Here is a 24,625-nt window from a genome sequence, read left to right on the forward strand (position 1 = left end):
CTTTCGATTTCATGAAAAAAAGCCTTTTCTTTAGAAAAGACTCTTTGTTAGACTATGCATTTATTCCGTCATTATTCAAATGGCCCGCTTCCGTTTGCTCAAATTGTGAACGCAGCTCAATGATTGAGCAGTTTCTCACGTTTACTGGATCTTGCTCGAGCAGCCATGTATAAAATCTTGCTTGCTCTGCTGTTTGCAAAGCCTGCATATATTTTTGGGTGGAGCGCTTATCTGCAACACGCTGTTTAATGGATCGCATTTGCTTCCAAAATTGATAATAAGGAAGCTTTAACTTGGTCATAAAGCCGCTGTTATCCTCAATGACATAGCCTTCTTCTTTGATTGTGTCATCATGTGATACAGATTGATACCATTTATAGAAAGAGGTCCAATCATGAAACACTGCCACTTGCTGTTTGCACCGCATGCCAAGCTGTTCACTGAGCCTTTTCACTTCAGCAAATGGTTCTTTTTCATAGCTCAGCTGACGCTTCACGATATCAAGTAAAATGAGTTGATCATGATCATATGTGATAATATGCGGGTCTTTCTCTGGCAAAATGACTTCAAATACAAGGGACACATGGTTGTCGCGTACGTATGATTTGATGTAATCGACCTGCACATCGTCAAAGGTCGCATAAAATAGCTCTTCGACCCAAGCAGCATGCTGATTTTGCTTCACATGTGACGTATACGATTTGGACGTAAACACCAGTTCATCTTTTATGTCGTTAAACCCAACCGTACCTAAGTATCCATTTGCTTTATCATAGACCGTCACAGGAAATTGAAGATGATTCACTAGATGCTGCATTCTGGTTTCAGGACGTTCATCAATATTAAAAAACTTATTATAACTTCTAGACACAATCTGCTTTGAAGTCATATTGATAAACAACCCTCTTGCTTTGACATTTATTTCATCCCATTGTCTTTCACTAAATGCTTTTTTGGTGAAATTAAAAGATGAAATATCGTGTGGTAGCTTTAATTCCTGTACATATTCATGCTGATCTAAATGGGCTAAAAAATCATCCAGCGTCACATTGGGCTGAACAAAAACCGGTTGCTTGTTTTCAGAAGCTCTGTAGACAGGATTGTCAATTTCATGTGTCTCAATCCCGCCTGCTGTGATTTTTAACACACGCAGCTGTCCACCAAATTCAACCTGACCTTCGAGATTATAAGATCTTTCCGCCGCTTGGATAGGCAGTCTATATAAATTGCGATGACCATGAATTTGAATGATATCTAATCCAGAAGTGTTTTGGACAAATAAGTGGTCAATGTCATCTGAATATTCACCTACTCCGTGAATAAGCTGCTGCGCTGAGACATGCAGAAGCTCTTCTGGCAAATGGGCAAGCCCACCATGGGTGACAAGAAATGTCTGACCATGATACGTAAAATAGGTGAGCTGATGAAATGTTCTGACAAACTTCCTTAACTCTTTTAGGTCAAAACCTGCTTCCGCAATTTCAGGCGCAGTATGACGGTTAAACATATTACTTCTCACTTTTTCTTCATGTGCATATTTGTAAAGATGCTGATCATGATTTCCTTCAATGACGATCACATTGCGGCATTCTCTATGTGCCAGCATCCATTCTAAAACTTCCTTGTTTTCTATTCCTCTATCAAGCAAATCACCTGCAAAGATATAAAGCTCGTTTTCTTTCAAGTCTCCTTGCAAATAAGTATTTAGAGCTGTGTAACAGCCGTGAATATCACCGAAGACGTGAATGGCCTCATACTGATCAAAAGATCTGGGCTGATAAGTCATAATAGCTGGATATTCCTCAGGCGTCAAAACGGTTACCCATGAAGGCACCTTCTCTGTCTTTAACCGTTCATTCATTTGATATAACACAGATTCCTTCACTACTTTGTGCGGCTCTCGACCGCGATTTTGCAGCAGGGCTGTTTCAAGAGGCACTTGCGTAAAATCGACGACATACACTCTATAGCGGTATGAAGTAGCTAATGATTTATACTGCGAAATGGACTTACTTGTGACATGTGTTGCATCGATCACAGTAAAGTCTCCTCGTTCCATTCGGGCTGTGAGGAGTTCAAATAATAAAGACCAGACTTTATGATCATGTTTGCTTGAAATTTCCGGTTTCCCATTGACTGATAACTGCGGAGGCTGGGTTAACAGACGGATCTGATCCGCTGATAATGTATATGGTTCTAAGCCTTGTTCTTTGATCCAAGTTGATTTACCTGCACCTGGGAGACCTCGTAAAAGGACTAAAGTTCTCATAATGGTTCTCCTTTAATGAGTGATATTTTACCTATTATAGATAAATTATGGATAAATCTCAATCTTTTATTGATTATGGTAATATATAGATATAAGGAGGGTTACACATGCCTAAAGATGCGAATACTGCATTCAACATTGGGGATATCGTATTTCAAGTATTTTCTCTTCTATTCATTGCATTGATCGTGACCATCGTTGTCATTGCGATTCGAATGATAAGAAGAAAACAAGTAGAATTGAAGAAAGTCGAGGCTAGATTAAACAAAGTAATTGAAAAAATCATTTAAAAGAGTAAAAAAATCCGGGAGTTAACCGGATTTTTTTGTTTTCATCACGATTCCTTGTCGCTGCTGCATCAAAAAGAAAAAGACACCTAAAAGGACAAGAAGACCACCGAACATTTGCAGCAGCGTGACTTTCTCTCCAAGCAGTAAAACAGCGAGTATCGTTGCCCCAACAGGTTCGCCTAGAATACTCATTGAAATAGTTGTCGCATTCACATAGGTTAACAGCCAGTTGTTAATGACATGAGACATGGTAGGGATAATGGCGAGCAGTAAGAAAATCCCCCATTCTTTACCCGGATAGCCTACAAAAGGCGTTTGCTGTATAAGGTTAAATAATATTAAAAAAAGGCCGGCAAAACCAAATACACAAAAACTATAAATCCAATGAGATATCTTTCTCACAGCTTGTTGACCGATTAATAAATAACAAACAACAGCGATTACACTGAAAAAGGATAAAATGTCTCCTATAATGGCGTCTTGATTATGTCCGATATCCCCCCATCCGATCATGAGCGCACCAGCAATCGCCGCACACATTGTGAAAATGGCTGACTTCGTTGTTCGTTCACGAAAAATGAGAAATCCGCCTAATAATGACACCATCGGTTGAAGTGCAATGATGATTGTAGAGCTCGCCACTGTGGTGAGCTTCAATGAGCCGAACCACAAAACAAAATGGAGCCCTAAAAAGAAACCTGACATACATAAGAAAAACCAGTCTCTCCGCTTTAACGAGACAAACTCTTTTTGACGCGGCAGAATAAACGGAAGCATCAAAACCGCCGCAAATATCATTCGATACATACTTAAAATAGCAGCAGGCGCACTTGACCACTTCACAATAATGGCCGAAAACGAAATCGCAATGATTGAGATCACAAGCGGCACCGCAATCGACTTCTTTGGAGCATTTGTCTTCATTTCCATTAGCAGCTTCCTTTACATCAGCAGTAGATGAGCTTCTCATCTTGTATGACGTCATCTTACTATGACTATTCGCCTAGAGGCAAGATGAATTTTAAGAATGTTTACATAAAAAAGGCTTTCTTCAGGAAAGCCCTCATTCATCATCTATTAATACATACACAGCCCGCACCGGCCCATGAACACCAACCACTAAATTCATTTCAATATCGGCAGAATTACTTGGACCTGATATAAAATGAATGGCGCCTTTCGTCTGCTCTCCTTCTTCTACTAAGCGATGAAGAGCTGAAACAGCATGAATCATCCGCGGGACAATTGTGCTTTTTTCAATACATACGATATACATCATCGGTAAAAAATGAAGTGCTCTCCCTTGACCTTGATGGGAGGAAAGAACAACCGTTCCGGATTCTGCAAGTGTGTAATCACTGAATACCACTGCATATTTCGCTTGTTCTGCCTGCCTTATATTTTCTTCTCTTGATGTATCTGCATTCCAGCTAGTGACTGAGATTCCTTCTTTCTGCAAAGCTTGAAACATAGGATGACATTCATATTGTGCAAAACGTCTATCGCTCGAAGTCATCACAGGACCTTCTCCATACTCTTTCATCAATAATCGTAACGTTGAGGGTGCTTCTTTTGGCGTTGTTTCTACCACTCTCGTATGAATTTGCTGACATTGCATCTTCAATTGCTCTACCAATTCTTCTTTCGACAGACCTTCATTTGTTTCCCAATTGACTCGATGCTTCCAAACCGGACGCCGAATAGATGCAGGCTTGGAGGAGCTTTTGCCTAATTGTTGCTGGATATGTGCTAAAAATGGATCTCGATGAGAAATGGTTCCTTTCATTGCCGCTCCTCCTTTTGTTTCTTTTTAAACCAATCCCGAAACCTTTCTTTGCTTGGCGCTGGGAGGTCACGAATTTCTGTCCAATTCTTTAAAGGACCCGCACCTTTTGAAATCTGTCCGTTTGAAGCCATACGTTTCAAGAGCACAGGGGCTGCTTTTGTTCCAAATCGATACATTCTAGGAGTGGATGCGCCCATTCCGAACATTTTCATTGCCATCATTTCCGCTTTAGGCGCTCTCCCCTCTTTTTCAACGATGGCTTGTCGATGTTTGATTAATAATTCGTGAAGTGGAATTTTCACTGGACAAGCATCTGTACAGGCTGCGCATAAACTTGAGGCAAAAGGAAGCTCTTGGTAGTCGTCATATCCTCCAAGTAGCGGCGAAAGAACAGCGCCAATCGGACCCGGGTAAATTGATCCGTACGAATGACCGCCAACATGCCGGTAAACGGGGCACACATTAATACAGGCTGCACACCGAATACATTGCAAAACTGGCTGAAATTCCGTCCCTAATATATTTGACCGTCCGTTATCCACAATGACCAAATGAAACTCTTCTGGTCCATCGATCTCTCCTTCTCCTTTTGGCCCCACGACAGAGATATAGCTTGTTAACTTTTGACCGACTGCGCTTCTGCACAATAGACCGACAAGGACATCGAGCTCCTCCATCGTTGGTACAAGCCGCTCCATCCCCATGACTGCGATATGTGTCTTTGGAATGGACGTGACAAGATCCGCATTCCCTTCATTCGTCACAAGACAAATCGATCCTGTGTCAGCCACAGCAAAGTTACAGCCCGTCACACCAATATCTGCTTCAAGAAATTTTTCTCGTAACAAAGCTCTTACAAATTTGGTCATTTCTTCAGGAGTCTCTGACATATCATATCCAAGCTTTTCGTGAAAAACTTCCCGTATTTGTTCTTTCGTCATATGAAGGGCTGGTGCCACGATATGTGAAGGTGGTTCATGGTCATCAACTTGAAGAATATATTCTCCAAGATCGCTTTCAACTACCTCGCAGCCAATCTCTTCTAGCGCTTCATTCATTTCAATTTCTTCTGTGACCATTGATTTTGATTTCACGATCTTTTTTGCTGCTTTTTTTTGTGCTACATCTTGGATGTACGCCGATGCCTCTTCCTTTGTTTTTGCAAAAAACACATGACCTCCACGTCTACTCACGCTCTCACTTAATTGATATAAGTAGTCATCAAGATGGGCAAGTGTATGCTGCCTGATGTCCTCTCCAAGTTCACGCCACTTTTCCCAGTTTCCAAGCTCTTCACTTGCAGTCATCCGCCTTTTATACAGACGCTCCTGTGCCGAGGAAACAGCTCCTCTCATCACAGCGTCTTCTAATCCTTCGCCGACCCGCTCTTTAAAAGCTTTCTCTCCAATTTTCATACTCATGTGCCGTTCCCCCTCTTAGCTTCAGCGGCTATTCAACACTTCTGCGATATGCATCACTTTAACTGGCTTATGAAGACGATTCAGCCTTCCTCCGATATTGAGCAGACATCCACAGTCAGCACCGATGATATATTCAGCGCCTGCCTCCTCTATGCTTTGTACTTTTTCATCGACCATCTGCTCAGAAATGGGTGTCATTTTGATTGAAAAAGTTCCTCCAAATCCGCAGCAATTTTCAGCGCGAGGCAATGGTTCCATCACCAAATCTTTGACATTTGACAACAGTGTGAAAGGCGCTTCCTTAATTCTAAGCAGTCTCGTCATATGGCAGGAGGTATGATAGGTGGCTTTTCCTTTCAAACTCGCACCTACATCTGTTACATGTAATATATCAACAATAAATTCTGTTAATTCATATGTTTTCGCAGCAAGTGCCTGAGCACGGGCGAACCACGCTCGGTCTTCTTTAAAAAGGTGCGGATATTCTAAAAACATGGCCTTACAAGAACCTGATGGTGTGACGACATATTCAGCTGATTCAAAGGCTTTTATCATATTTTTGGCCGCTTTGATTGTTTCTTTTGTATAGCCGCTGTTAAAGGCGGGCTGCCCGCAGCACACTTGTGCTTCAGGGAATTCCACTTCAACACCAAGCCGCTCTAGTACCTCAACAGTTGCCTTTCCTACATGTGGCTGCATCGTGTCAATGATACAGGTGACAAATAAACTGACTCTCATCGGCGAACTTCCTTTCTTTTACTGCACCTTGATTTATATCTGGTCATCTGACGACTAAATAATAGACTTTTATTTCATTTTAATCCCAAATTTCTGAAATTTCAACGAACGGATTTGTCTAAAATTTGGACATCATGCTTGTGAAGGTACATGAAAAAAACGCCCTTTTTACAGGACGTTTGAGAACATTCATGTTTTTATTTCTTCATACTACCGAAGGAAGTGTCGTCTTTCACACAAACCGCCTTCACTTCATGATTTTCTTTATGTGATGAATTCGTTTTTCAAAAGAAGGATGACTTTCACGCCATTCAGATTTTCTTCCATCATCTCCATCTTCTTCAATCAAATGACTTAATTTTATCAAAGTATTGAGATATAGAGTTTGATTCTCAAGATGGTGAACAGCAAAGCGATCCGCCTGAATCTCAAATAACCGACTCATTTTCTTTGGCAGCCACTCCGTCATAAATATCATGATCAATATCCCTGCTGGGAACAACAAAATATATTGCCACCAACCATTGGCAAGCATCACCTGTCTGGCATAATACATACTGATTCCCATAAGTAAGGTGACAATCACAGTGAGGTAAATGGTGAAATGCGCATGTTTTAATTTTACATGTCCCATTTCGTGGAATAAGATCGCACGAATTTCCTCTGTATCAAACTTATCTAATAACCCTTCCGTCACATATAGATTGACTTTTCTTCTAAATGGAAGTTGAAATGAATATATCCAGGCATTGACATCATGTTGTGAGTCTTTTTTTACCCATATTTTTACCTTTTGGTTCGTTTGATGCTCAATATCTTTGCAAATATTTATGAATTCGTCCGTCCGTAAGACTTCATACTTATTTATCATTTTTTGAATGAATGAGTAACCCATAATAAATAAGATGACTAGGGCGAAATACCAAGCACAAAATAGAAAAAGATGATTCATAACCTTCGCTTGAAACGCCAAAGGCATGACTAAATAAGAGCCGAAATACATCAAGGATAATGTGATAGCACCAAATAAAACGGCTTGCTCCCTAACGTTCAGGAAGAATGAATTCCCTAAAGTGTCTTCATTTTCTCCTAATACATCAGAAGAATCTTTTGTCACATACTCAAATGAATAAGCTGTCAATAAGACTGACAGGAAACTAGGCACAAGTATAGAGAGAATCATACTCAACACATAAGATCCTGTAACTGATAGCACGTATCCCATTAAGAAATAATAATTTAATCCCAAGGGAAGAAAAATGGCTAGAACAAAGGGAATGAATAATGTGAATAGGTTTTTCATCGATTCATGAAGGTTAAAAAGGAAAAATAACAAAGCGGGCAAAAGAATTCCCATTAAAGTCATGAATGTAACAAATGTAATGCTATGCTTAAAGTTTGTGTTGATCTTAGTTGTTTCTGTTAGATTCGTTAGATTGTATGTAGAAAAGAAGGGATTTTGCGTTACCTGTTCCATCATGATCGTATCATCATGGATAGGTACAAAACCTTTTCTTAGAAAAACCAATGCCTTATCATTCATTATTTTGTCTGTTTCAATCATACTGATTCCATTCGGAGATGGGATCTGTGTGAGATTTATGTTCTTTCCACTTAATTGAAGGGATGCTTCTGAAGGGCCATTGAAAGAACCGTCTTGATAGGTTAATAAAACGTCACCCTGATATAGCGAATGAGCGACGAATACTTTTGGGTTGCTTTCTTCGTTCGAATCAAGTAAAACAAATGGTGAAACAACGGCTGAACGAAAGCCGAGTTCAATCATAATGACGATGATTGTGATCATACTGGCAGTCAAATAAGAGAGGAAGGCTTTGCGTAACATGTCATCACATCCTGCTGTTTAATAGGATTAAAACAAAATGAATATCTTGAATAATGTATTTCATAATAAAGTAAGCGTCATTCATTTGTTGGAATCATCTCTTAAAATTCTAACATCTACATACAAGAATATGTACGACAAAATGGACATTACACCTATATTTTCAAAATAACGGATCAACAAGGATAGAAAAAACGCCCTTTTTACAGGGCGTTTTGACATGTTTATTTTGAAATCATTTCACGTATTCCGTCTTCAAGAGGTGTTAAAGAACGGCCTAATAGTTTTTCGAAATCATGGCTTTCGACTGCTAATGCCCCATCGCGAATTCCGCTTTGCATCGCTTTGACAAATGGAACAGCTTCTTTCGGTACACCATTTGACGCTAAAAATTCTCCAAATGTATCTACATCCATGTGTTCTACTTTGATTTCTTTCCCGCTCACGTTGCTAACCATTTGTGCAAGTTCAGTATGTGTACGAAGCGGTCCTGACAATTCATAGATTTCCTGATCATGTGCCGGCAGTGTTAACGCATTTGCTGCTGCTTCTGCATAGTCATTTCTTGTTGCCCAGCCGACTTTACCTTCACCAATTGGACTGATAAACGGCGCTCCGTTGACTGATGCCAAAATCGTATCTTTTTCATTTTCCACATACCAATTGTTTCTTAAAAAAACATGAGGGATGCCAGAGGCCAAAATCGCTTCTTCTGTTTTTGCATGGTCATGTGCTAGGTTAAGCTGACTTTCTCTTGCATTGACGACACTTGTATAAGCAATAAATGATACATTCGCTGCTTTCGCTGCTTCGATGGCATTTAGATGCTGCTTCACTCGTTCTCCATCCCCAGACGAAATGATCAAAAGACGGTCAATCCCTTGAAACGCTGATTGAAGTGTATCCGGCTGTGTGAAGTCTCCTTTGCGCACATCCACCCCAGCTTCCTTTAGATGTACTGCTTTTTGCGGATCTCGAACACTGACCGCCAATTGTTCAGATGGTACTTTTGCGAGCAAATGTTTCACGACGAGCGATCCAAGTTGTCCTGTTGCACCTGTCACTAATAATTTCATTAATTTGACCTCCTCATTTTTCGTTCAACGGTGATGTTTCATGTATGAAGCAGCTGGTTTCTTGCATCAGATCATCCGTTATAATCAAAATGGTTACAACGAAGGGGTAAAAAAAGCTCTATGTATGAGCTTTTTCTACTCCGCCTCGATTAATAATTGCTTAATTGTCACTTGTTTTAGGCGATGCTCAAGTGCAGACTGTGCTTCTTTGAGTTCTTTCCGCAGTCTCGTATCCATGGCTTGACCAATTCGACACGCAATGACTGGTTGATGAAAATTAAACAACTCTTCATCTTCGATTACATCCACAGCCCGGTACACATCTAGTAGAGTAATGTCCTCTGCCGGCCTTTTTAAGGAAGCACCGCCAACTCCTCGGCGAATCTCAATGAGATCCGCCTTTTTGAGCATAGCCATCATTTTTCTGATAATGACTGGATTTGAATTGACACTTTCTGCAATAAAATCCCCTGTGCACTCTTTTGAAACACCCGCAATAAAAGATAAGATATGAACAGCAATGGTATACCTACTGCTAATTTGTTTCACATTCCTTCACCACCGTTGTAATCAATATAGTTACAATAAGCGGTTTTGTCAATCAATAAACGGATGTTTCTTTCTTTCCCAATCTTCAAATGTCATCATCTCATGATTTTCTCCTGCATCAATTTCAAGCGGTGCTATGCATTCAAGCAAATTGCCATCTGGGTCAAGAAAGTAAATTGCAGCATGAAATTGTGGTGGATTATCAAGAACTAAAGGCTGCTGCTCTTCCGAAAAACCAAACATCGGATGAATGCTGATCCCTTTTTCTATCAGCCATTCTTTGATCTGCTCAATGCTGGATGTTTCTATTTGGAAGGCCACATGTCGCGTCGCTGGATGATATGGAACAGTGGACATATCAACCTTCCAAAGGCCGAGCCAGCTCTTTCCTTTCTCAATCCATAAAAAGGCCACTCGTTCATTTTCATGAGCAAGGGTTAATTCCAATTTTTCAAAAAAAGAAATGGATGCCTTCAAATCACTCACAGGTAAATGTGCTTCATACAAGCCTTTCATCATCATTTCAATCACTCCTTTACTATCTTCTATTGTGCAGGAATTGAAAACATTCTTCCTCAGCAAAACGATGTATATCAACCAAGCCATTGGATTGAGATGGTGAAATGTTTGATCCATTGCATATGGGGGAAGGTGTTCAAATAAAAGAAAGGAGCGTTCAATATGCCTTGGACAATGGAAGATTATCCAGCTTCATTCCAATCACTAGACAAAGTCATTCGAAAAAAAGCACTTGAGATTGCCAACAAAATGGTGCAGGAAGGCTATGAAGAAGGTAGAGCGATTCCAATTGCGATCAATCAAGCGAAAGAGTGGAAAAAGAATGCGACGGAAAAAGAAATGGAGGACTTTCACTCTCATGGTTCTGTGACTCCTTCTAAGAAAAGCAGCTCTGCACGACCTGAGCTCATGGATCATGCGCAGCATGTCGTGAAACATGATGAAGGCTGGGCGGTTCAAACTGAAAAAGCGAAGCGTGCAAGTGAGGTAAAAGAAACGAAACAGGAAGCCATCGACCGCGCGAAAGAGATTTCATCTAAAAAAGGAACAGCAGTTGTCATCCACCGAACAGACGGGACGATTCAGGATGTGGTGAAGCCAAAATAAGACCGCCCTTTGGCGAGCGGTCTTTTCTTTATGCATTCTTTTCTTTTTTAGCGGGTGCTTTTCTTTTCTTAGGTGCTGCTTTTTTCGTTTTTTCCGGTTTTGATCGATCGATAGAAGCCTGCAAAGCGGCCATCAAATCGGTGACATTGGATGAAGCCTCTTTTTTACCTGTCGTTGCTGGTTGAACGGTATGTTCTCCAGAGATTTTGTCTCCAATTACATTCATCAGCTGCTCTCTGTATTCATCGCGATAAGCGGCTGGATCGAATGTGGTGGTCAGCTGCTCAATTAAAAGGAGTGCCGTATCTAACTCTTTCTTCACGATGTTTTCCTCTTGCGGGATATTCGGGACGTCTGATACTTGCCTAATTTCGTCAGGGAAATGAATGGTTTCCATTAGTAAAATATGTTCGTAGCACCTAACAATCGCTAATTGCTCCTTTGAGCGAATCATGATCTTGGCTACACCGATTTTCCCTGATTCTTGTAACGCTTTTCTTAATAATGAATAAGCCTTTGCTCCGCCGGTATCTGGAGATAGAAAATAACTTCTTTCATAATAGATGGGGTCGATTTCTTCTATCTTCACAAAATCAATGATTTCGACGGCTTTTTCTTCATTTTCTTTTCTCAGCCTTTCGAGTTCTTCCTCATCCAATTCAATGAATTTATTTTTGGCATACTCGTACGCTTTTACAATTTGCTCTGGCGCTACCTCCTCGCCGCAGTTAGCACAAACCTTTTTGTAGTTAATCGGCGTATGGCATTCTTTATGAAGCTGTCTTAATTTAATATCTTTGTTTTCTGTAGCGGTAAACAGCTTGACTGGAATATTCACCAGTCCGAAGCTAATGCCACCCTTCCATACTGTATGCATCGTAATGCCTCCGTTCTTTTCTCCTTACTATGTAATGTTTTCATCAGAGTTATGTATGTTTATGAAAATTTCATCCCACTCTAAGAACACATGATGTAAGGAAGTGAAAAACACAATGAAACCGATGCGTTTAACGTCTGCACATGATATTCCTGTTGGAGCAGACTGGCTGTATGAATTAAAATATGACGGCTTCAGGGCCATTCTTATTTGGGAAAAAGACACCATCCATTTAGAGAGCAGAGCCGGAAAGCGATTAAATGAACAATTTCCTGAAGTCATTGATCAGTGCCAGCAACTAACAAAGCAGCTTGCACCTTTCTTACCGCTGACCCTAGATGGAGAATTGGTCTTTTTACTGAGTGAACAAGAAAGCGACTTTACAAAGGTTCAGCAAAGAGGCCGCCTGAAAAACAAAGAAACCATTCAACGCCAGGCTAAGCGGTTTCCATGTCATTTGATTGCATTTGATCTATTGAGATTTAAAGGGAAATCCCTCGTTGATTTACCGCTGATTGAAAGAAAAGCTGAGCTGCATGAGGTGTTCCAAGAAGCAAATCTTCCTCCCTCCGTTCAGCTGAATCATCCCTCTCTTCTTCAAATCATCCACACCGATAGCAGCCCTGATGACATGAAAAAAATCATGACGACATATTTAGCGGAAGGATTAGTTGCTAAAAAGAAGATGAGTAAATGGCAGGAGCATACCCGCTCGAAAGAATGGCTCAAAATCAAAAATTGGCGGTATGTATCTGTCATCGTGACTCGTTTTGATAAAGACAATGGCTATTTTCAAGGATGTCTTTATCAAGAAACGAATCTCATAGAGGTTGTCCAATTTAAGCATGGTTTTTCTAAAGAAGAAGAACAAACCCTGCGCACCTTATTTCTAACCAAAGGTCAAATGACTGGAGCATCACATTATGAAATCCCACCATCCATTGTCGCAAAGATTGCCTGTATCTCTTTTGATGGATCAGCCTTGCGAGAGCCCCGGTTTTCTTCGTTTTTATTCGAGGCAGACCCAGCAACGTGTACCTTTCAACACATGCTCAAACAGCTTTATCCGCTCCCAGCTTTGATTGACATCACCCACCCAGAGAAACCGGTTGTACCTGCCCTTCATATCACAAAGGCAGATTACTTACTTTATTTGAGGCAAGCCGCTCCCTATTTATTACCCTTTTTACGTGAAAGACGTCTTACGTTAATACGCTTTCCTCATGGCACTGGTGGAGAATCTTTTTATCAAAAGGCAACGCCCGATTATGCGCCTGATTTTGTTGAGACAGATCAAGCGCACGATATTACTTACACAATCTGTAATGATCCTAACACGTTGCTTTGGCTTGGTAACCAGCTGGCGATGGAATTTCATATTCCTTTTGAAACGAGAGATACAGATCGGCCTGTAGAAATTGTATTTGATTTAGATCCGCCTTCTGTTAAAGAGTTTCACCTAGCAATAGAAGCAGCCATACGAATCAAGGCCATTTTAGATGGACTCTTTCTCACCGCATTTATTAAAACAAGTGGTGGGAAAGGGCTACAAGTTTATATCCCATTGAAGAAAAATGCCTTCACATATGAGCAAACTAGACAATTCACTGCGTTCATCTGCCAATTTTTATGTGAACAAGCACCCGAGCTGTTTACGCTAGAGCGTCTAAAGAAAAACCGCGGCAACCGTTTATATTTAGACTACCTTCAACATGATGCTGGAAAAACAATCATCTCCCCGTATTCCCCGAGAGGAAACGAGCTCGGACTTGTTGCAACACCGATTGAATGGGAAGAATTAAACAGCGAAGAATGTCACCCTTCTTTATTTACGATGCCGGCTGTTATGAAACGTCTAAAGGAAAAAGGCGATCCATTCCGGAAAATGAGGCACCATGTGAATGATGATTCTTTTCGACAAGTTTTATATCAGTTGCAGGACATGTTACCAGCTCATAAAATGGACATACGCGGTCATTAAGCGTTACACTTATTCATTAGAGAGAAAGAAAGGGATGACCATTTTGACCGCACACTCAATACGAAACATTGCCCTTATGTTCTTATGTCTTACCGCAGGAATAGTGGATGTTATCGGCTATTTAAGCCTAGGGCATGTGTTTACAGCAAATATGACGGGAAATATTGTACTGCTTGGCATTGCAGCAGGCAGTTCATTGCAGTTAACCGCTCTTCATTCCATCACGGCACTTAGCGGATTTGTTCTAGGTGTTTTACTAGCTGTTGTCATAGGTGGAAAACAAGAAAAAACATTTTGGCCAAAAGCCGTTACACGCATCTTTATCATAGAAGTCATCATCTTGCTTCTATTTGCTCTTATGACCATTTTCCCTTATACGCAAGGTGCTTATTTTATGCTGATTATCCTTTTAAGTATGGCGATGGGCATGCAAACGGCGGCCGCACGCAAATTAAATGTCGCTGGCATTTCTACAACAGTTTTAACGAGTACACTTGCTAACTTATTTGAAGATTTGGCGCAGCGCTTATCAAATCGGGAAAAAAGAAAAGCCCCTATTCAGCATGTGAGCTTGCTGCGAATCGGTTCTATTGTCTTTTACTGCCTAGGAGCTGCTTTAGCTGCGTATACAGATGCTTACGATCCGTTTATCATCATTTGGCTGCCTATTTGCATACTAGGGGTTATTGTGATCACAGCTACATTTAAGCACTTTCACCAATTGAAATAGCCAATCTTAGATGGCTATTTCAATCGGTATGATGAAACATTAATAACTTCTTACATAAAAACCAGGAGGACGCCCCATAATGAATGTGGAGCCATATGGAGAATATCCAGAAAACGTCCCGAACCCCCCATATCCAGGGTAACCTCCTAAGCCCGAGAACACGCCAGGGCTCACATAATACCCTCCAAAGCCAATATGAGGTCCCACTGCTCCGCCGCTAAAACCGCCGCCATGAAAGCCTCCATACACCCGTGAATCCATACAATCACCTGCCTTCAACTTACACCTCATCTCATCATATGCGTGACAAATGGAGCGGTGTTCCCTCTTTTGTAACAATTTCTATGTACAATAGACCAATTTGATGAAATTTGAATGAAAAGTCCTGCAAAAAATTAAATTAAGCAAAGAAAGGTGACCTTTTTAACTTGTTGCTCTGCCCTATGTTTATTTAGAATAATGGAGCAGGTAACAAATTTGCACACCCCCTTTGTTGCGAATTCTTCTTATTAAACGTTCTTGCAGCGTTTAATAAGAAGAGCCTATTTTCACCCATATAAAAAACCCTTGCTGATCATCATCAACAAGGGCGAGATATGATTGGGTGATTAACCACCAATGATTTTTTCTGCTACTTCGAAAGAACCCGCTACATTTTCAGTTAAAACAGCCGCAGCGACCGCTAAACCCACAACGAATAATACTTTTAATCCTGTTTTCATCTTATATCAACCCCATTCTTTTCATATGTAAATCCGCTTCTAAACTTTTATTCAAGTAAAAAACAGACTGCTCATAAAGTGCTTGCTTTTCACAATACTTTGCAGCAAAGTGAGAAAGCTCTTTCACTTCATGATATTCATTCTTTTCTTCTAACTTTCTTAATTTCTCATTAATTTGCTGAAATCTTTGTGGCACATTCGTTAAGTAAAGATCATGTACGATGCCTATTTTGAGCTGAAACACTTCATGAGAAGCTTCTTTCATTCGGGCATATGCAGCCTCTATATACTGGCTTGCACGCTGCTTTTCACCAATCACACAGAGTTCCCGGCTGATCAGATACGTAGAATGGAAAAAGAAATCTGAATCATAATACTCTTGATGAGACAATGCTTTTTCAAGATGTCGTATAGATTCTTTCGGTTTATTCCAAAATGAATATAAAATGGCCACATTATGGTGGTGCTGAGCCAGCATAAAATCATCCTGTTCGCTAGTCAACACCTCTTCCGCTAAACGATAATTCTCAAGCGCTTCTTCGTACCTGCCAATCTCTGTAAGGTTGGCTGCAATAAGAGAATATGAAAGTGCAGTTCTTCTTTCATAGTGCTTGTGACGTTTATAGACGTGTAGAGCCCTACGAATATAACTTAATGAAAGCATAATATGACTCAGGCGATAGTAAAGCCACGCGACCTTAAAATCGAAATCAGCGCGTTCGATTTCACTTGGAATTTTATCTAAGAGCTTTTCCGCACTTTGATACATCTGTAATGCAACCTCATAATTCCCCTGATGCTGTTCATACACACCCTCATAAAAATCAAAATAATAAGCAAGGCGATTAGACAAATCATCATCTTTTTTCCCATAATGGCCTTCTATACTTTTCGTTGAAACATTGCCCTTTTGCCCTCTTAAATTGTACATCAGAATATGATGCCTTTTCTCTAGAAGAGAATAATACATGAGGATGTCAGCATCATCAATTTCCTCTACTGCCTGCTTCGCTTTAGCAAATAGCCGTTCTGCCTCATCTGCATGATCTTTTTTGATTTCCATGTTCCAGTCATTTAATAGTGATGCCAATTCCGCCACAGGAACTTTGCTCATTCTACACCCCCAATCACCTTCAGCTACACCACATGATTTCACTAAATATGGAACTTCTATTAGCAATTGCTAATTCGTCCATTTGACATCATTTTAATATGAATCACTTGAATCTTCAATAACCGATTCCTTTGTTATTGCGTTTCTTTCTCCTAGTCAATGATGTATACACTAAAAATTCCGTCTTTTTTCTATTAAAGGACACGGTTGAATTGAAAAAAAGCCCTTATTGGGCTTTTTGGATTTATTCCAATCTGATAATGGTTAATGCCGCTCCAACAGATCCCCCGCCAAGTAATACTACGGTTGCGACTAAACCGAATATTTGAAGAGAAATTTGATTCCCTGCTGCAAGTGTTGTAATGAGAGATACATTGTAGGTAGATGTAGATAAAGCAGGTGTTAAAATAGACCCTGCTATGGGTGTTCCGTTGTTAATCACCCTTGTTCCTGCCAGAAGTGCAGCGCTTGTATTTACTTGATACGTGATAAAATACCGCCCTGAAACAGGTACAGTAAACACCGTATTACCACCACTTACGGTAAATCCATCTAAACTTTGGTTATTAGGCAGCGTCACTGCCGTTCCGCCTAAAACAACCAGCACCGTACTTCCCGACGTATTGGATGCGTACATCGAGTTAGTTGTTAAACTAGTACCGGTTGGACCTGTGTCACCTGTTGCTCCGGTTGAGCCAGTTACTCCCGTTGGACCTGTGGCTCCAGTTGCACCGGTTACTCCTGTTGAACCTGTGGCACCAGTTGTGCCTGTGGCTCCCGTTGGGCCAGTTACTCCTGTTGAACCTGTGGCTCCCGTTGGACCCGTCGAGCCGGTTGCGCCGGTTACTCCTGTTGAACCCGTGGCTCCAGTTGTCCCTGTTGCGCCAGTTACTCCCGTTGGACCTGTGGCTCCAGTTGGACCCGTTGCACCGGTTGGACCTGTGACTCCAGTTGTGCCCGTTGCACCGGTTGGACCTGTGGCTCCAGTTGGGCCAGTTACTCCTGTTGAACCCGTGGCTCCAGTTGGACCAGTTACTCCTGTTGAACCCGTGGCTCCAGTTGCACCGGTTACTCCTGTTGAACCCGTGGCTCCAGTTGTCCCTGTTGCGCCAGTTACTCCCGTTGGACCTGTGGCTCCAGTCGGGCCGGTTATTCCTCCACACATATTAAGTTGGGCGCACATGTCTCTCACTACTTTCAAACTGTGGAATCTTCAAGACATACACACTAATACTGATAATTGAGAGAAAACGAAACGACAATACTTCCAGTCGAGGTTCCACCAGTAGCTAAAATCCCAATCGAGTTCAGATCACTGAGCGTAATGGATCGACTCTCTCCTGGAGGTACCGTGAAATCAGGAACAGCTGTACCGTTTACCTCTAAAGCCACAGTAGGTGCTACAGCCACAATCCCATTGTTTTCCACCATGATGGTTCCGTTTATGACATAAGGTGTTCCATCTGTCCAGACGACAACTGCATCAGCTGCTGCTGCTAAATCAAGTGTGAAGCATACTGCATCATTTACAAAGCCCGCTTGTTCATTACTACATCCGCCTAAAATAGCCATTTTAACCCTCCTTCAACCTAGTCTTGATAGACTATGATCCATTGATATTGGATGATTGTGCGATTATCACAGCTTCAAAGCTTTATTTTTCTTCTTTGCACCATGTTGATTTGCATGTCTAATCGTGCTTGCACACTTTCAGTTGATGGAGATTTCAAGATAAATTTCACATCTTTCACAGTAATCGCACGACTTTCTCCTTTTTGGACAAGAAGATCATAACAAAATGTACCAGTGTGAATCCTAATTGCGACTGGTACATCCTGATGATCTTGATGATGCAACACAACAGTTGCCGTATTGAGAAATTTTGTTCCATTCCGCCATACTTCCACCGAACTGGGCGTTGTGGAAAAACAAAGAAAGATGTGGTGAGATTCTATGTTTTTTAAAATAAGCGCATCATATACAGGAAGCTCTACTTCAATCATTCCACATAAAAAAGAAAGATCTACAAGAATTTTCGAACTGGATCGATACAAAACTTTTTGACAGCATGTTGATCTATTGCAGCACGGTACAAGAAGTTCCAACAGCACACAATTCTGCTTTTCATTGATAGAGCTCAAAGAAAAATAGCAAGTCTTAAACACACTTCTTTCAAAAAACACCCATGAGTAAAAAGGTTCCCCATCTTCCATGGTGAGCAAAAAGGGAGAACTCATCGAACGTTTGTGAGTAAAGCCTTCTAATTTTGTTTGATTGTTTATCTCTTTTAGTTTACTCATCAACAGGTTTGTCACTTACAATCAGCCCAATTCCATGCTGTATACATAACTATATGGTCTTTTATCATATGTGCCTTTGACTATTTTGTGCGATTGGATTAGATGATGAGCATAGCTTTTCATTTTTCAAGTTTCTCTATATAATATGAACAAGAACTTTCCGTGCCTCAGTAGCTCTAGAAGGGAAGAGCGCCGTAAAACAATTGTAGCTGGCGGGTCGCAAGGCAAGGGTTTCAGAAGCACCGAAAAGCAAATGAGCTGAGACAGGTGAAACTCCTGTCGGTGAAATTCCGTAGGGAAGCGTGTTGCCCCCTAGCCTATGCTTACGAAAGGAGTGCGGGTTCGAATCCCGTCTGAGGCTTGATGAATATGGAGGATGAAAACAATGCAGATTTTTGAAGAATATGTAAGTAACATCAGTCATCCAGAGCTGAAACAGCGCATGCAAGACATCTTACAATGGATTTCAGACACATTCCCTCAATTAGAGCCAAGAATTGCTTGGAATCAGCCCATGTTCACAGATCATGGCACATTTATTATCGGATTTAGCGTCGCAAAACACCACATTTCTGTCGCACCAGAAGGAAAAGGGATTGATCACTTTTCAGCAGATATTGTACAAGCTGGTTATGACCATGGAAAAAAGATGTTTCGGATGAAGGAAAGCTTACCGATTGACTATCCTCTGCTAAAAAAAATCATCGAATTTAACATTGAAGACAAAGCAGATTGTACTACATTTTGGCGAAAATAATAAACACCCCGATCTGATGTCATAACAGATTGGGGTGTTTTTTCGTGGGACTTACATTTTATTTGGTTCTCTCTCCTGTCCATCTCTGCTCCACCCATTCATAGCACGACAGAAGTACATTAACGCCCTTTTGGAATAGCGGCAAATAAACAACCGTTACCGCCGTTAAACAGGCGATCACAGCACCTGCCAACACATCAAATGGATAATGAACACCTACCCAAATCCTTGAAAATCCTACAGCGCAGGCAATGAAAAGCCAATAAATATGACGCTTGTGGAAAAGCCAAAAGACCATACAAATGGAAAAAATAAAAATGGTGTGATCACTCGGAAAAGAGTTGTTCACTTCCTTTTCGATTAAAAGGTTGACTTGATTCAATTCTGCAAAGGGCTGCTGATTGGAATAAAAGAGCCCAGCGACTTTCCCTAGCATCTCTGCCAAGATAAAGGTCAACCCAGCAGATATCATCATGCATCTGTTTTTTCTGCTTCGGTTTTGAAACCACATGATCAAAAACATGATTGCAATGAACATCACTGAATATTCAGCCAATCCAATAAGAACTGGATTTAAGACATCGTGATTCATACTAAGCTGATTAATCGACCGAAATACCCGTTCATTAAACTCCTGCATCTCATTTCATTCCTTTTGCTTCGTTTAGGAAAAGGATAAATGAAAAAAGAAGCCCGTGACATCGATCGAGCGAACAAAATAAAGGGATCATCTCACATTTTTGTCACTTCGTTGTCATCCGGATACAAAGAAACAAAGCACTATTTAGAATGAAACTGCTCCCATTCTTTTTTCAGCAAAGCATATTGATAGGTGTTGTCATATTTAGGGGTGCCATCCTCATTTGTAGTAAATGAAACAAACTCAAGAAAGAGGCCTTCTTTCCTCATGCCTAAACGCTCACATAATGTTTGAGATCGATCATTGTCATCTTCTACATATGCATATAAGCGCCTTGCTCCTTGATTGACAAATAGATATGACAAGAGAGCTTCTGCACTTTCACGGGCATATCCCTTCCCTTCATATAACGCATGAAAATTCCAGCCAATTGAATACGTGTCAGGCTCATCTTTTAAATGAAACAGTTCACCGATAATCAACTGACTTTCTTTTAAACAAATCGCCATATAAGAGTGATCTGCTTTTCTTTTTTGCACCTTAGCGACCGCTTCTTCTAATGTAGAGATTTGATCATCCAGAAAACAATTTACTCTTGGATGAGATAAGTATGCAAGCATTCCAGGTGCATCTTCATCGCGAAATGGTCTAAGAATTAACCGTTTTGTTTCTATTTTATCCATAAGGGTCTCCTTACTATTTCTTCTTTATCTTTCACTATTTTAGATGTCATGGACTGTTTTTGATCATTTGATCGCATGGACGTATCCATTTTTTAAACTCCAAGCGCTTTTTGTAATGAAATAATGTCATCAAAACTGATATAACAGAACATAAGTTTGCATTTTATTGAAAAGGGATGACTTGAAATGATCAAAACGGTAGAAGGCAATATCTTAGACGCAGAAGAAGATATCATCTGTCACCAAGTGAACTGTAAGGGTGTCATGGGAGCAGGATTAGCAAAGCAAATCAAAAGCAAATACCCAAATGTGTATAAAGACTATAAACGTTTATGTGCAGAACAAGGAGATGATTTATTAAGCTCCGTCCAGTTCATCACAACGAGCGACGGAAAAACCATTGCCAACTTATTCGCCCAAGTTGGATACGGAAGAAAAACAAAACAAACAGATGACGACGCATTACGCAGCTGCTTTGAACATCTAAAACAGACAGTGACAAATCCAAATGAAGAGAACCTCCTTCATTCTATCGCCATTCCTTATGGGATCGGCTGCGGCTTGGCAGGTGGCGATTGGACGGTTGTTCGAGAGATGATAGAAGAGGTCCTTGGTGAGTGTGAAGTGACGGTTTATCGGTTTAAATAGGTAAAATGAGAACTTCTTATGAAACAAATATTACAAAAACCCTCCTTCATTCATTTGGAGGGTCATTTGCTATTTGCTATTTTCTTCTTTATTTTTCAAATAATTTAGCACAGCTTCTTTATCTTTCTCGTCTTCTGGTAAAAACCCGAACGTTTTATACTCCCATACGGCTCTTCTCTGGATACCATAAAGCCCTATAGATAAAATATCTTCATAGCCATAATCAATCGAGAATTTCCCTGTTTTATCTAATTGTAGGGTAGCTGTTGTCCAAGCACCTAAATCATTTTGTATATATGCTTTTTTCAATTCTTCAAAAGTTTTACTTAGTTCGTATAATAAATGAATGTATGTTGACTTACTTACATTATATTTAAGTGGAATTTCATGTCCATAAACATACTCTTCACTATTAGTCTCGTTGAAACAAAATGTAATTCCAGCCGAATCATCAAGGATTTCTGCATACATCCAAACTTTATCCCAATCATATGGTATTAATTCATTAATTGATTCTGCTATCTTTTTATAATAGTGTTCTATTGATTCCATTATCTTTAACCTCCAGGTTGATTCTTGATAAATTCTTGAACATAACTTTTTCCTACTTTATATTCCACAAAAAAACTATCAGGTCTTAGCAAATCACCTTGATAAATAGGCTCAATACTTACCTCTACATGTTTAGGTGGAATCTCTTTGAGTGCAGCCAACCATTCCTGCTCCATGTTATACCATTTCCCGCCACTACGATTAATCTGGGAATTCATCGGAAGTAGGTTATCAATATCCCCAGACCCTTTAAAAATAGATGCAATTAAATGCCCTCCATCATCATCCAGTAATCGATCCGGCTTTCCTGAATTGGATTGAGCATATTGGTTTCTTTTCATCTCTCCATATTTTAAATCACTTGCTTCTACTTTGACAATGCGACCATAGTGATCTGTTGTGTAGGTGTAACCTTGCTTTGTTGAATAAACGACATTCGGTTTTAATACCTTTTTGCGTTTCCATCGCACATAGTGATCTCCGTAACTGACAACGGTCGGTGGTGATTTGGGTGCTGGTAATCTTCTGCCTGTCTGAGAGATACCGTATCCTGAGTTGTTGTCTATACGCTTTGCCATGGAGAGGAGTTTATTTTTGAGGTTTTCTCCATCTAACACGTTATAAGGAAGTTTCCCTCCACCTACTAGTTGAAACTTTGGTGAATATGGCATTAGATTCGGAATAGAGACTCTATCTAATGATTTTGCTCCTTGTTCAAGGCTTTTCTTCACTGTTGTTTTGGCCGCTGTTGTCCCTGTTTTTGTGATGGCTCCTGCCCCTTTAGAACCAAAGACAATTTCTGCAAGAGAACCAGTCGCATAGGCGAACCAGTGTGACCGAGAATACGCATCACCATCTATGACCTCTTTTTGGAATGAGTCTGAAATCGACTTTCCAATCGCTTTCGACGTTTCAATTGGATGAGAAACAGCCGTTACGACTGATTCCACAGCCCCACCTGGATCAGTGACAAGATCATAGATTCCCGTCACTGTATCTTTTGCCACATCATATAGACCCACTGCAGCACCTTTTACACTATCAACGAATACCTCCGATGCTTCTTCCTGTGCTTTGATTTGGAGAAGCTGGCTGTAATACATTTTTTGATCATATGTGAGATTCTCATAACCGATCTCATCTACAATCTCAAAGTACTTCGCTTCTGATAGACACGAAGGATCATTGAGCTTTTCTTTCAGTTCTTTGATTCTTCGTTTTTCTTTTTCATCTTTTTTCACCTTTAAATAGGCTTTCACTTGAGCATCAATCTGATCATGGTTCTTGTACACGTCTGTCTCATGAAATGCTTTTGCATCATAATACATTGGCTGCGCATTCTTTCCTTTTCCAGTAGCAGCCATCATCTTTGCATAAAAAGTGNTGTGCTCTTCCGATCTGAGCATCAATCTGATCATGGTTCTTGTACACGTCTGTCTCATGAAATGCTTTTGCATCATAATACATTGGCTGCGCATTCTTTCCTTTTCCAGTAGCAGCCATCATCTTTGCATAAAAAGTGTTGAGGTGGTTCTCAACCGCTTCTGACTTTGCGTATTCCGTTTTTAAATCATTGTCTATTTGATGTAAAACTTCAATGGTCTCTTTTCTTTTTTTGTTCGCATCATCTAAATGTTCATTGACCTCTTTACTTGAAAAAATATGTAATTCAATTAAATCACTGATATCGTCAAAAATAGTGGAAAGAGCCTCTTTTTGTTCTTTGACCATATCTTTATTGTTTTGAATCCCTTGTTTCAATTGAGTGTCTAAAAAGTGCTCATCAATAAAAGTACTCCCGCCTAATGATTCATCATCAAGCTTTCCTTTGACTCCATCTAAAAAAGCCTTTTGCATATCGATAAAATCAAGATAAGCGTCTGTGTACAGCGCAAGATCCTCATAAAAAGATTTGATATTGTCTGCACCTTTTCCAGTAAATTCATCACCTAACCCTGACACACTTTTTAATGCTTTTTTCACAAGTTTCACTTCTTCTTGAAGCTCATGATAGGCCTTTGATCTCTGTTCTACAGCTGATAGTAAAGATGGAGCATCTAATATTTTCATATAAAAAAGACTCCTTTTATGGCATATTCTTTTACTAGAATACCATAAGGAGTCTGACACTTTAATCCACTTTATCGTTTTTTAACCAATTTTGAAGGATTTGAACATACTCATTGAATGAGATGCTGTTATCAATAGGAATTAATAAGGAATCCTTAATAAAGAGAAGGGCTTCACTCTTCTCTTATCTATCTCCATATACAAAGCTATATTCTGTTTACCATTCATTTATTTTCACACCTACATGTAAAGAAAGAACTTTCTCCATCCCTTACTCCAAGTAAACATAAAGCTAAAAAAGGTTAAACTATACTCCACTAAAAAAAGAAAAACCCTATTATAAGGGTTTTCAGGCTGTCGAGAAAATCTCGACAGCTTTATTTTTTCCCTTAAATTTTCCACTACCTCATTTTATAATAGAGAAAAGCATACTAAAGGAAGGTGTTTTTCT

Annotated in this window: 24 protein-coding genes and 2 pseudogenes; 6 read left to right on the forward strand and 20 right to left on the reverse strand. The window is 40.2% G+C overall.

All coding sequences use genetic code 11. From position 1 onward, the window contains the following. Positions 1-52: 52 nt before the first annotated feature. Positions 53-2,269, reverse strand: coding sequence for an RNA ligase (locus ASG46_RS03920; protein ID WP_056703260.1), 2,217 nt, complete (start codon positions 2,267-2,269; stop codon positions 53-55). 107 nt (positions 2,270-2,376) lie between these two features. On the opposite strand from ASG46_RS03920, the gene ASG46_RS03925 reads away from it, so the two are divergent. Beyond that, positions 2,377-2,559: a hypothetical protein gene (locus tag ASG46_RS03925; protein ID WP_056703263.1), complete on the forward strand. Its 183-nt coding sequence runs from the start codon at positions 2,377-2,379 to the stop codon at positions 2,557-2,559. A gap of 21 nt (positions 2,560-2,580) precedes the next feature. Here the strand turns inward: ASG46_RS03925 and ASG46_RS03930 are convergent, their stop codons facing one another. From ASG46_RS03930 to ASG46_RS03965, 8 genes are all read right to left on the reverse strand, one after another. Next, positions 2,581-3,489: a DMT family transporter gene (locus tag ASG46_RS03930; protein WP_056703265.1), complete on the reverse strand. Its 909-nt coding sequence runs from the start codon at positions 3,487-3,489 to the stop codon at positions 2,581-2,583. Between the two features lie 133 nt (positions 3,490-3,622). Further along, the gene (locus ASG46_RS03935) at positions 3,623-4,345 is read right to left on the reverse strand and encodes a LutC/YkgG family protein (RefSeq protein WP_056703267.1); all 723 of its coding nucleotides are present in this window, start codon (positions 4,343-4,345) and stop codon (positions 3,623-3,625) included. Then, positions 4,342-5,766: a LutB/LldF family L-lactate oxidation iron-sulfur protein gene (locus ASG46_RS03940; protein ID WP_056703272.1), complete on the reverse strand. Its 1,425-nt coding sequence runs from the start codon at positions 5,764-5,766 to the stop codon at positions 4,342-4,344. Before ASG46_RS03940 ends, ASG46_RS03935 begins: the two co-directional genes overlap by 4 nt. Before the next feature lie 21 nt (positions 5,767-5,787). Continuing rightward, positions 5,788-6,504: a (Fe-S)-binding protein gene (locus ASG46_RS03945; RefSeq protein WP_056703275.1), complete on the reverse strand. Its 717-nt coding sequence runs from the start codon at positions 6,502-6,504 to the stop codon at positions 5,788-5,790. A 247-nt stretch (positions 6,505-6,751) separates the two neighbouring features. Next, a complete protein-coding gene (locus ASG46_RS03950; RefSeq protein ID WP_226650718.1) occupies positions 6,752-8,068 on the reverse strand; it encodes a M48 family metallopeptidase in 1,317 nt (438 codons plus the stop codon). A gap of 506 nt (positions 8,069-8,574) precedes the next feature. After that, positions 8,575-9,426, reverse strand: a complete 852-nt coding sequence (locus tag ASG46_RS03955; RefSeq protein WP_041507229.1) for an SDR family oxidoreductase — start codon at positions 9,424-9,426, stop codon at positions 8,575-8,577. 135 nt (positions 9,427-9,561) lie between these two features. After that, entirely contained in the window at positions 9,562-9,975 is a 414-nt protein-coding gene (locus tag ASG46_RS03960; RefSeq protein ID WP_041507230.1) for an Rrf2 family transcriptional regulator, read from the reverse strand. Between the two features lie 48 nt (positions 9,976-10,023). Then, positions 10,024-10,497, reverse strand: coding sequence for a VOC family protein (locus ASG46_RS03965; RefSeq protein ID WP_056703278.1), 474 nt, complete (start codon positions 10,495-10,497; stop codon positions 10,024-10,026). 159 nt (positions 10,498-10,656) lie between these two features. Between ASG46_RS03965 and ASG46_RS03970 the strand changes: the two genes are divergently transcribed. After that, complete coding sequence (locus ASG46_RS03970) at positions 10,657-11,100, forward strand: DUF2188 domain-containing protein (RefSeq protein ID WP_007499382.1); 444 nt, start codon at positions 10,657-10,659, stop codon at positions 11,098-11,100. 28 nt (positions 11,101-11,128) lie between these two features. Here ASG46_RS03970 and ku read toward each other — a convergent pair whose 3' ends face one another. Continuing rightward, the gene (ku, locus tag ASG46_RS03975; RefSeq protein WP_007499384.1) at positions 11,129-11,977 is read right to left on the reverse strand and encodes a non-homologous end joining protein Ku; all 849 of its coding nucleotides are present in this window, start codon (positions 11,975-11,977) and stop codon (positions 11,129-11,131) included. A gap of 115 nt (positions 11,978-12,092) precedes the next feature. Between ku and ASG46_RS03980 the strand changes: the two genes are divergently transcribed. Both ASG46_RS03980 and ASG46_RS03985 read left to right on the forward strand, forming a co-directional pair. Next, entirely contained in the window at positions 12,093-13,958 is a 1,866-nt protein-coding gene (locus tag ASG46_RS03980; RefSeq protein WP_056703280.1) for a DNA ligase D, read from the forward strand. A 34-nt stretch (positions 13,959-13,992) separates the two neighbouring features. Then, positions 13,993-14,688 (forward strand): YoaK family protein, encoded by a 696-nt coding sequence (locus ASG46_RS03985; protein ID WP_008343947.1) that lies wholly within the window; start codon positions 13,993-13,995, stop codon positions 14,686-14,688. 39 nt (positions 14,689-14,727) lie between these two features. On the opposite strand, the gene ASG46_RS03990 is transcribed toward ASG46_RS03985, so the two are convergent. The 5 genes from ASG46_RS03990 to ASG46_RS04010 all read right to left on the reverse strand — a co-directional run bounded on the left by ASG46_RS03990 (position 14,728) and on the right by ASG46_RS04010 (position 18,824). Then, positions 14,728-14,949, reverse strand: a complete 222-nt coding sequence (locus ASG46_RS03990) for a hypothetical protein (protein WP_024719106.1) — start codon at positions 14,947-14,949, stop codon at positions 14,728-14,730. Between the two features lie 462 nt (positions 14,950-15,411). Beyond that, a complete protein-coding gene (locus tag ASG46_RS03995) occupies positions 15,412-16,524 on the reverse strand; it encodes a response regulator aspartate phosphatase (RefSeq protein ID WP_056703282.1) in 1,113 nt (370 codons plus the stop codon). 244 nt (positions 16,525-16,768) lie between these two features. Beyond that, complete coding sequence (locus tag ASG46_RS04000; RefSeq protein WP_056703286.1) at positions 16,769-17,707, reverse strand: BclA C-terminal domain-containing protein; 939 nt, start codon at positions 17,705-17,707, stop codon at positions 16,769-16,771. Between the two features lie 44 nt (positions 17,708-17,751). Next, positions 17,752-18,096, reverse strand: a complete 345-nt coding sequence (locus ASG46_RS04005) for a DUF3992 domain-containing protein (RefSeq protein ID WP_008343952.1) — start codon at positions 18,094-18,096, stop codon at positions 17,752-17,754. Between the two features lie 74 nt (positions 18,097-18,170). Next, on the reverse strand, positions 18,171-18,824 hold the full coding sequence (locus ASG46_RS04010; RefSeq protein ID WP_056703302.1) for a CotZ-related putative spore coat protein: 654 nt from the start codon (positions 18,822-18,824) through the stop codon (positions 18,171-18,173). 385 nt (positions 18,825-19,209) lie between these two features. Between ASG46_RS04010 and ASG46_RS04015 the strand changes: the two genes are divergently transcribed. Beyond that, positions 19,210-19,581 carry an iron chaperone gene (locus tag ASG46_RS04015; protein WP_056703289.1) on the forward strand — a complete coding sequence of 124 codons (372 nt, stop codon included), beginning with the start codon at positions 19,210-19,212 and terminating at the stop codon, positions 19,579-19,581. A 58-nt stretch (positions 19,582-19,639) separates the two neighbouring features. Here the strand turns inward: ASG46_RS04015 and ASG46_RS04020 are convergent, their stop codons facing one another. Continuing rightward, entirely contained in the window at positions 19,640-20,221 is a 582-nt protein-coding gene (locus ASG46_RS04020; RefSeq protein ID WP_056703292.1) for an undecaprenyl-diphosphatase, read from the reverse strand. 140 nt (positions 20,222-20,361) lie between these two features. Continuing rightward, positions 20,362-20,904 (reverse strand): GNAT family N-acetyltransferase, encoded by a 543-nt coding sequence (locus ASG46_RS04025; protein ID WP_024720416.1) that lies wholly within the window; start codon positions 20,902-20,904, stop codon positions 20,362-20,364. Positions 20,905-21,090: 186 nt separating this feature from the next. Here ASG46_RS04025 and ASG46_RS04030 point away from each other — a divergent pair, with 186 nt between their 5' ends. After that, positions 21,091-21,552, forward strand: a complete 462-nt coding sequence (locus ASG46_RS04030) for a macro domain-containing protein (protein ID WP_056703297.1) — start codon at positions 21,091-21,093, stop codon at positions 21,550-21,552. A 69-nt stretch (positions 21,553-21,621) separates the two neighbouring features. On the opposite strand, the gene ASG46_RS04035 is transcribed toward ASG46_RS04030, so the two are convergent. The 3 genes and pseudogenes from ASG46_RS04035 to ASG46_RS04045 all read right to left on the reverse strand — a co-directional run. After that, the gene (locus ASG46_RS04035) at positions 21,622-22,104 is read right to left on the reverse strand and encodes an immunity protein YezG family protein (protein ID WP_008343959.1); all 483 of its coding nucleotides are present in this window, start codon (positions 22,102-22,104) and stop codon (positions 21,622-21,624) included. Between the two features lie 5 nt (positions 22,105-22,109). Further along, positions 22,110-23,375: pseudogene (locus ASG46_RS21515) on the reverse strand (DNA/RNA non-specific endonuclease); the annotation flags it as partial. A 113-nt stretch (positions 23,376-23,488) separates the two neighbouring features. Further along, positions 23,489-24,174 (reverse strand): annotated as a pseudogene (locus ASG46_RS04045) (T7SS effector LXG polymorphic toxin); the annotation flags it as partial. Positions 24,175-24,625: the final 451 nt, after the last annotated feature.

Source organism: Bacillus sp. Leaf49 (assembly GCF_001426125.1).
GTDB classification, from domain to species: Bacteria; Bacillota; Bacilli; order Bacillales; family Bacillaceae; genus Bacillus; species Bacillus altitudinis.

What these genes read in the sequence shown, in the direction of transcription:
- ASG46_RS03995 (WP_056703282.1), bottom strand. Translation starts at nt 16,524, where the DNA reads ATGAGCAAAGTTCCTGTGGCGGAATTGGCATCACTATTAAATGACTGG.
- ASG46_RS03945 (WP_056703275.1), bottom strand. Translation starts at nt 6,504, where the DNA reads ATGAGAGTCAGTTTATTTGTCACCTGTATCATTGACACGATGCAGCCA.
- ASG46_RS03980 (WP_056703280.1), top strand. Translation starts at nt 12,093, where the DNA reads ATGAAACCGATGCGTTTAACGTCTGCACATGATATTCCTGTTGGAGCA.
- ASG46_RS03935 (WP_056703267.1), bottom strand. Translation starts at nt 4,345, where the DNA reads ATGAAAGGAACCATTTCTCATCGAGATCCATTTTTAGCACATATCCAG.
- ASG46_RS04010 (WP_056703302.1), bottom strand. Translation starts at nt 18,824, where the DNA reads ATGAGTAAACTAAAAGAGATAAACAATCAAACAAAATTAGAAGGCTTT.
- ASG46_RS04015 (WP_056703289.1), top strand. Translation starts at nt 19,210, where the DNA reads ATGCAGATTTTTGAAGAATATGTAAGTAACATCAGTCATCCAGAGCTG.
- ASG46_RS03940 (WP_056703272.1), bottom strand. Translation starts at nt 5,766, where the DNA reads ATGAGTATGAAAATTGGAGAGAAAGCTTTTAAAGAGCGGGTCGGCGAA.
- ASG46_RS04020 (WP_056703292.1), bottom strand. Translation starts at nt 20,221, where the DNA reads ATGCAGGAGTTTAATGAACGGGTATTTCGGTCGATTAATCAGCTTAGT.
- ASG46_RS04025 (WP_024720416.1), bottom strand. Translation starts at nt 20,904, where the DNA reads ATGGATAAAATAGAAACAAAACGGTTAATTCTTAGACCATTTCGCGAT.
- ASG46_RS04030 (WP_056703297.1), top strand. Translation starts at nt 21,091, where the DNA reads ATGATCAAAACGGTAGAAGGCAATATCTTAGACGCAGAAGAAGATATC.
- ASG46_RS03950 (WP_226650718.1), bottom strand. Translation starts at nt 8,068, where the DNA reads ATGATTGAAACAGACAAAATAATGAATGATAAGGCATTGGTTTTTCTA.
- ASG46_RS03965 (WP_056703278.1), bottom strand. Translation starts at nt 10,497, where the DNA reads ATGATGATGAAAGGCTTGTATGAAGCACATTTACCTGTGAGTGATTTG.
- ASG46_RS03970 (WP_007499382.1), top strand. Translation starts at nt 10,657, where the DNA reads ATGCCTTGGACAATGGAAGATTATCCAGCTTCATTCCAATCACTAGAC.
- ASG46_RS03920 (WP_056703260.1), bottom strand. Translation starts at nt 2,269, where the DNA reads ATGAGAACTTTAGTCCTTTTACGAGGTCTCCCAGGTGCAGGTAAATCA.
- ASG46_RS04035 (WP_008343959.1), bottom strand. Translation starts at nt 22,104, where the DNA reads ATGGAATCAATAGAACACTATTATAAAAAGATAGCAGAATCAATTAAT.
- ASG46_RS03990 (WP_024719106.1), bottom strand. Translation starts at nt 14,949, where the DNA reads ATGGATTCACGGGTGTATGGAGGCTTTCATGGCGGCGGTTTTAGCGGC.
- ku (WP_007499384.1), bottom strand. Translation starts at nt 11,977, where the DNA reads ATGCATACAGTATGGAAGGGTGGCATTAGCTTCGGACTGGTGAATATT.
- ASG46_RS04005 (WP_008343952.1), bottom strand. Translation starts at nt 18,096, where the DNA reads ATGGCTATTTTAGGCGGATGTAGTAATGAACAAGCGGGCTTTGTAAAT.
- ASG46_RS03925 (WP_056703263.1), top strand. Translation starts at nt 2,377, where the DNA reads ATGCCTAAAGATGCGAATACTGCATTCAACATTGGGGATATCGTATTT.
- ASG46_RS03955 (WP_041507229.1), bottom strand. Translation starts at nt 9,426, where the DNA reads ATGAAATTATTAGTGACAGGTGCAACAGGACAACTTGGATCGCTCGTC.
- ASG46_RS03930 (WP_056703265.1), bottom strand. Translation starts at nt 3,489, where the DNA reads ATGGAAATGAAGACAAATGCTCCAAAGAAGTCGATTGCGGTGCCGCTT.
- ASG46_RS04000 (WP_056703286.1), bottom strand. Translation starts at nt 17,707, where the DNA reads ATGTGCGCCCAACTTAATATGTGTGGAGGAATAACCGGCCCGACTGGA.
- ASG46_RS03985 (WP_008343947.1), top strand. Translation starts at nt 13,993, where the DNA reads ATGACCATTTTGACCGCACACTCAATACGAAACATTGCCCTTATGTTC.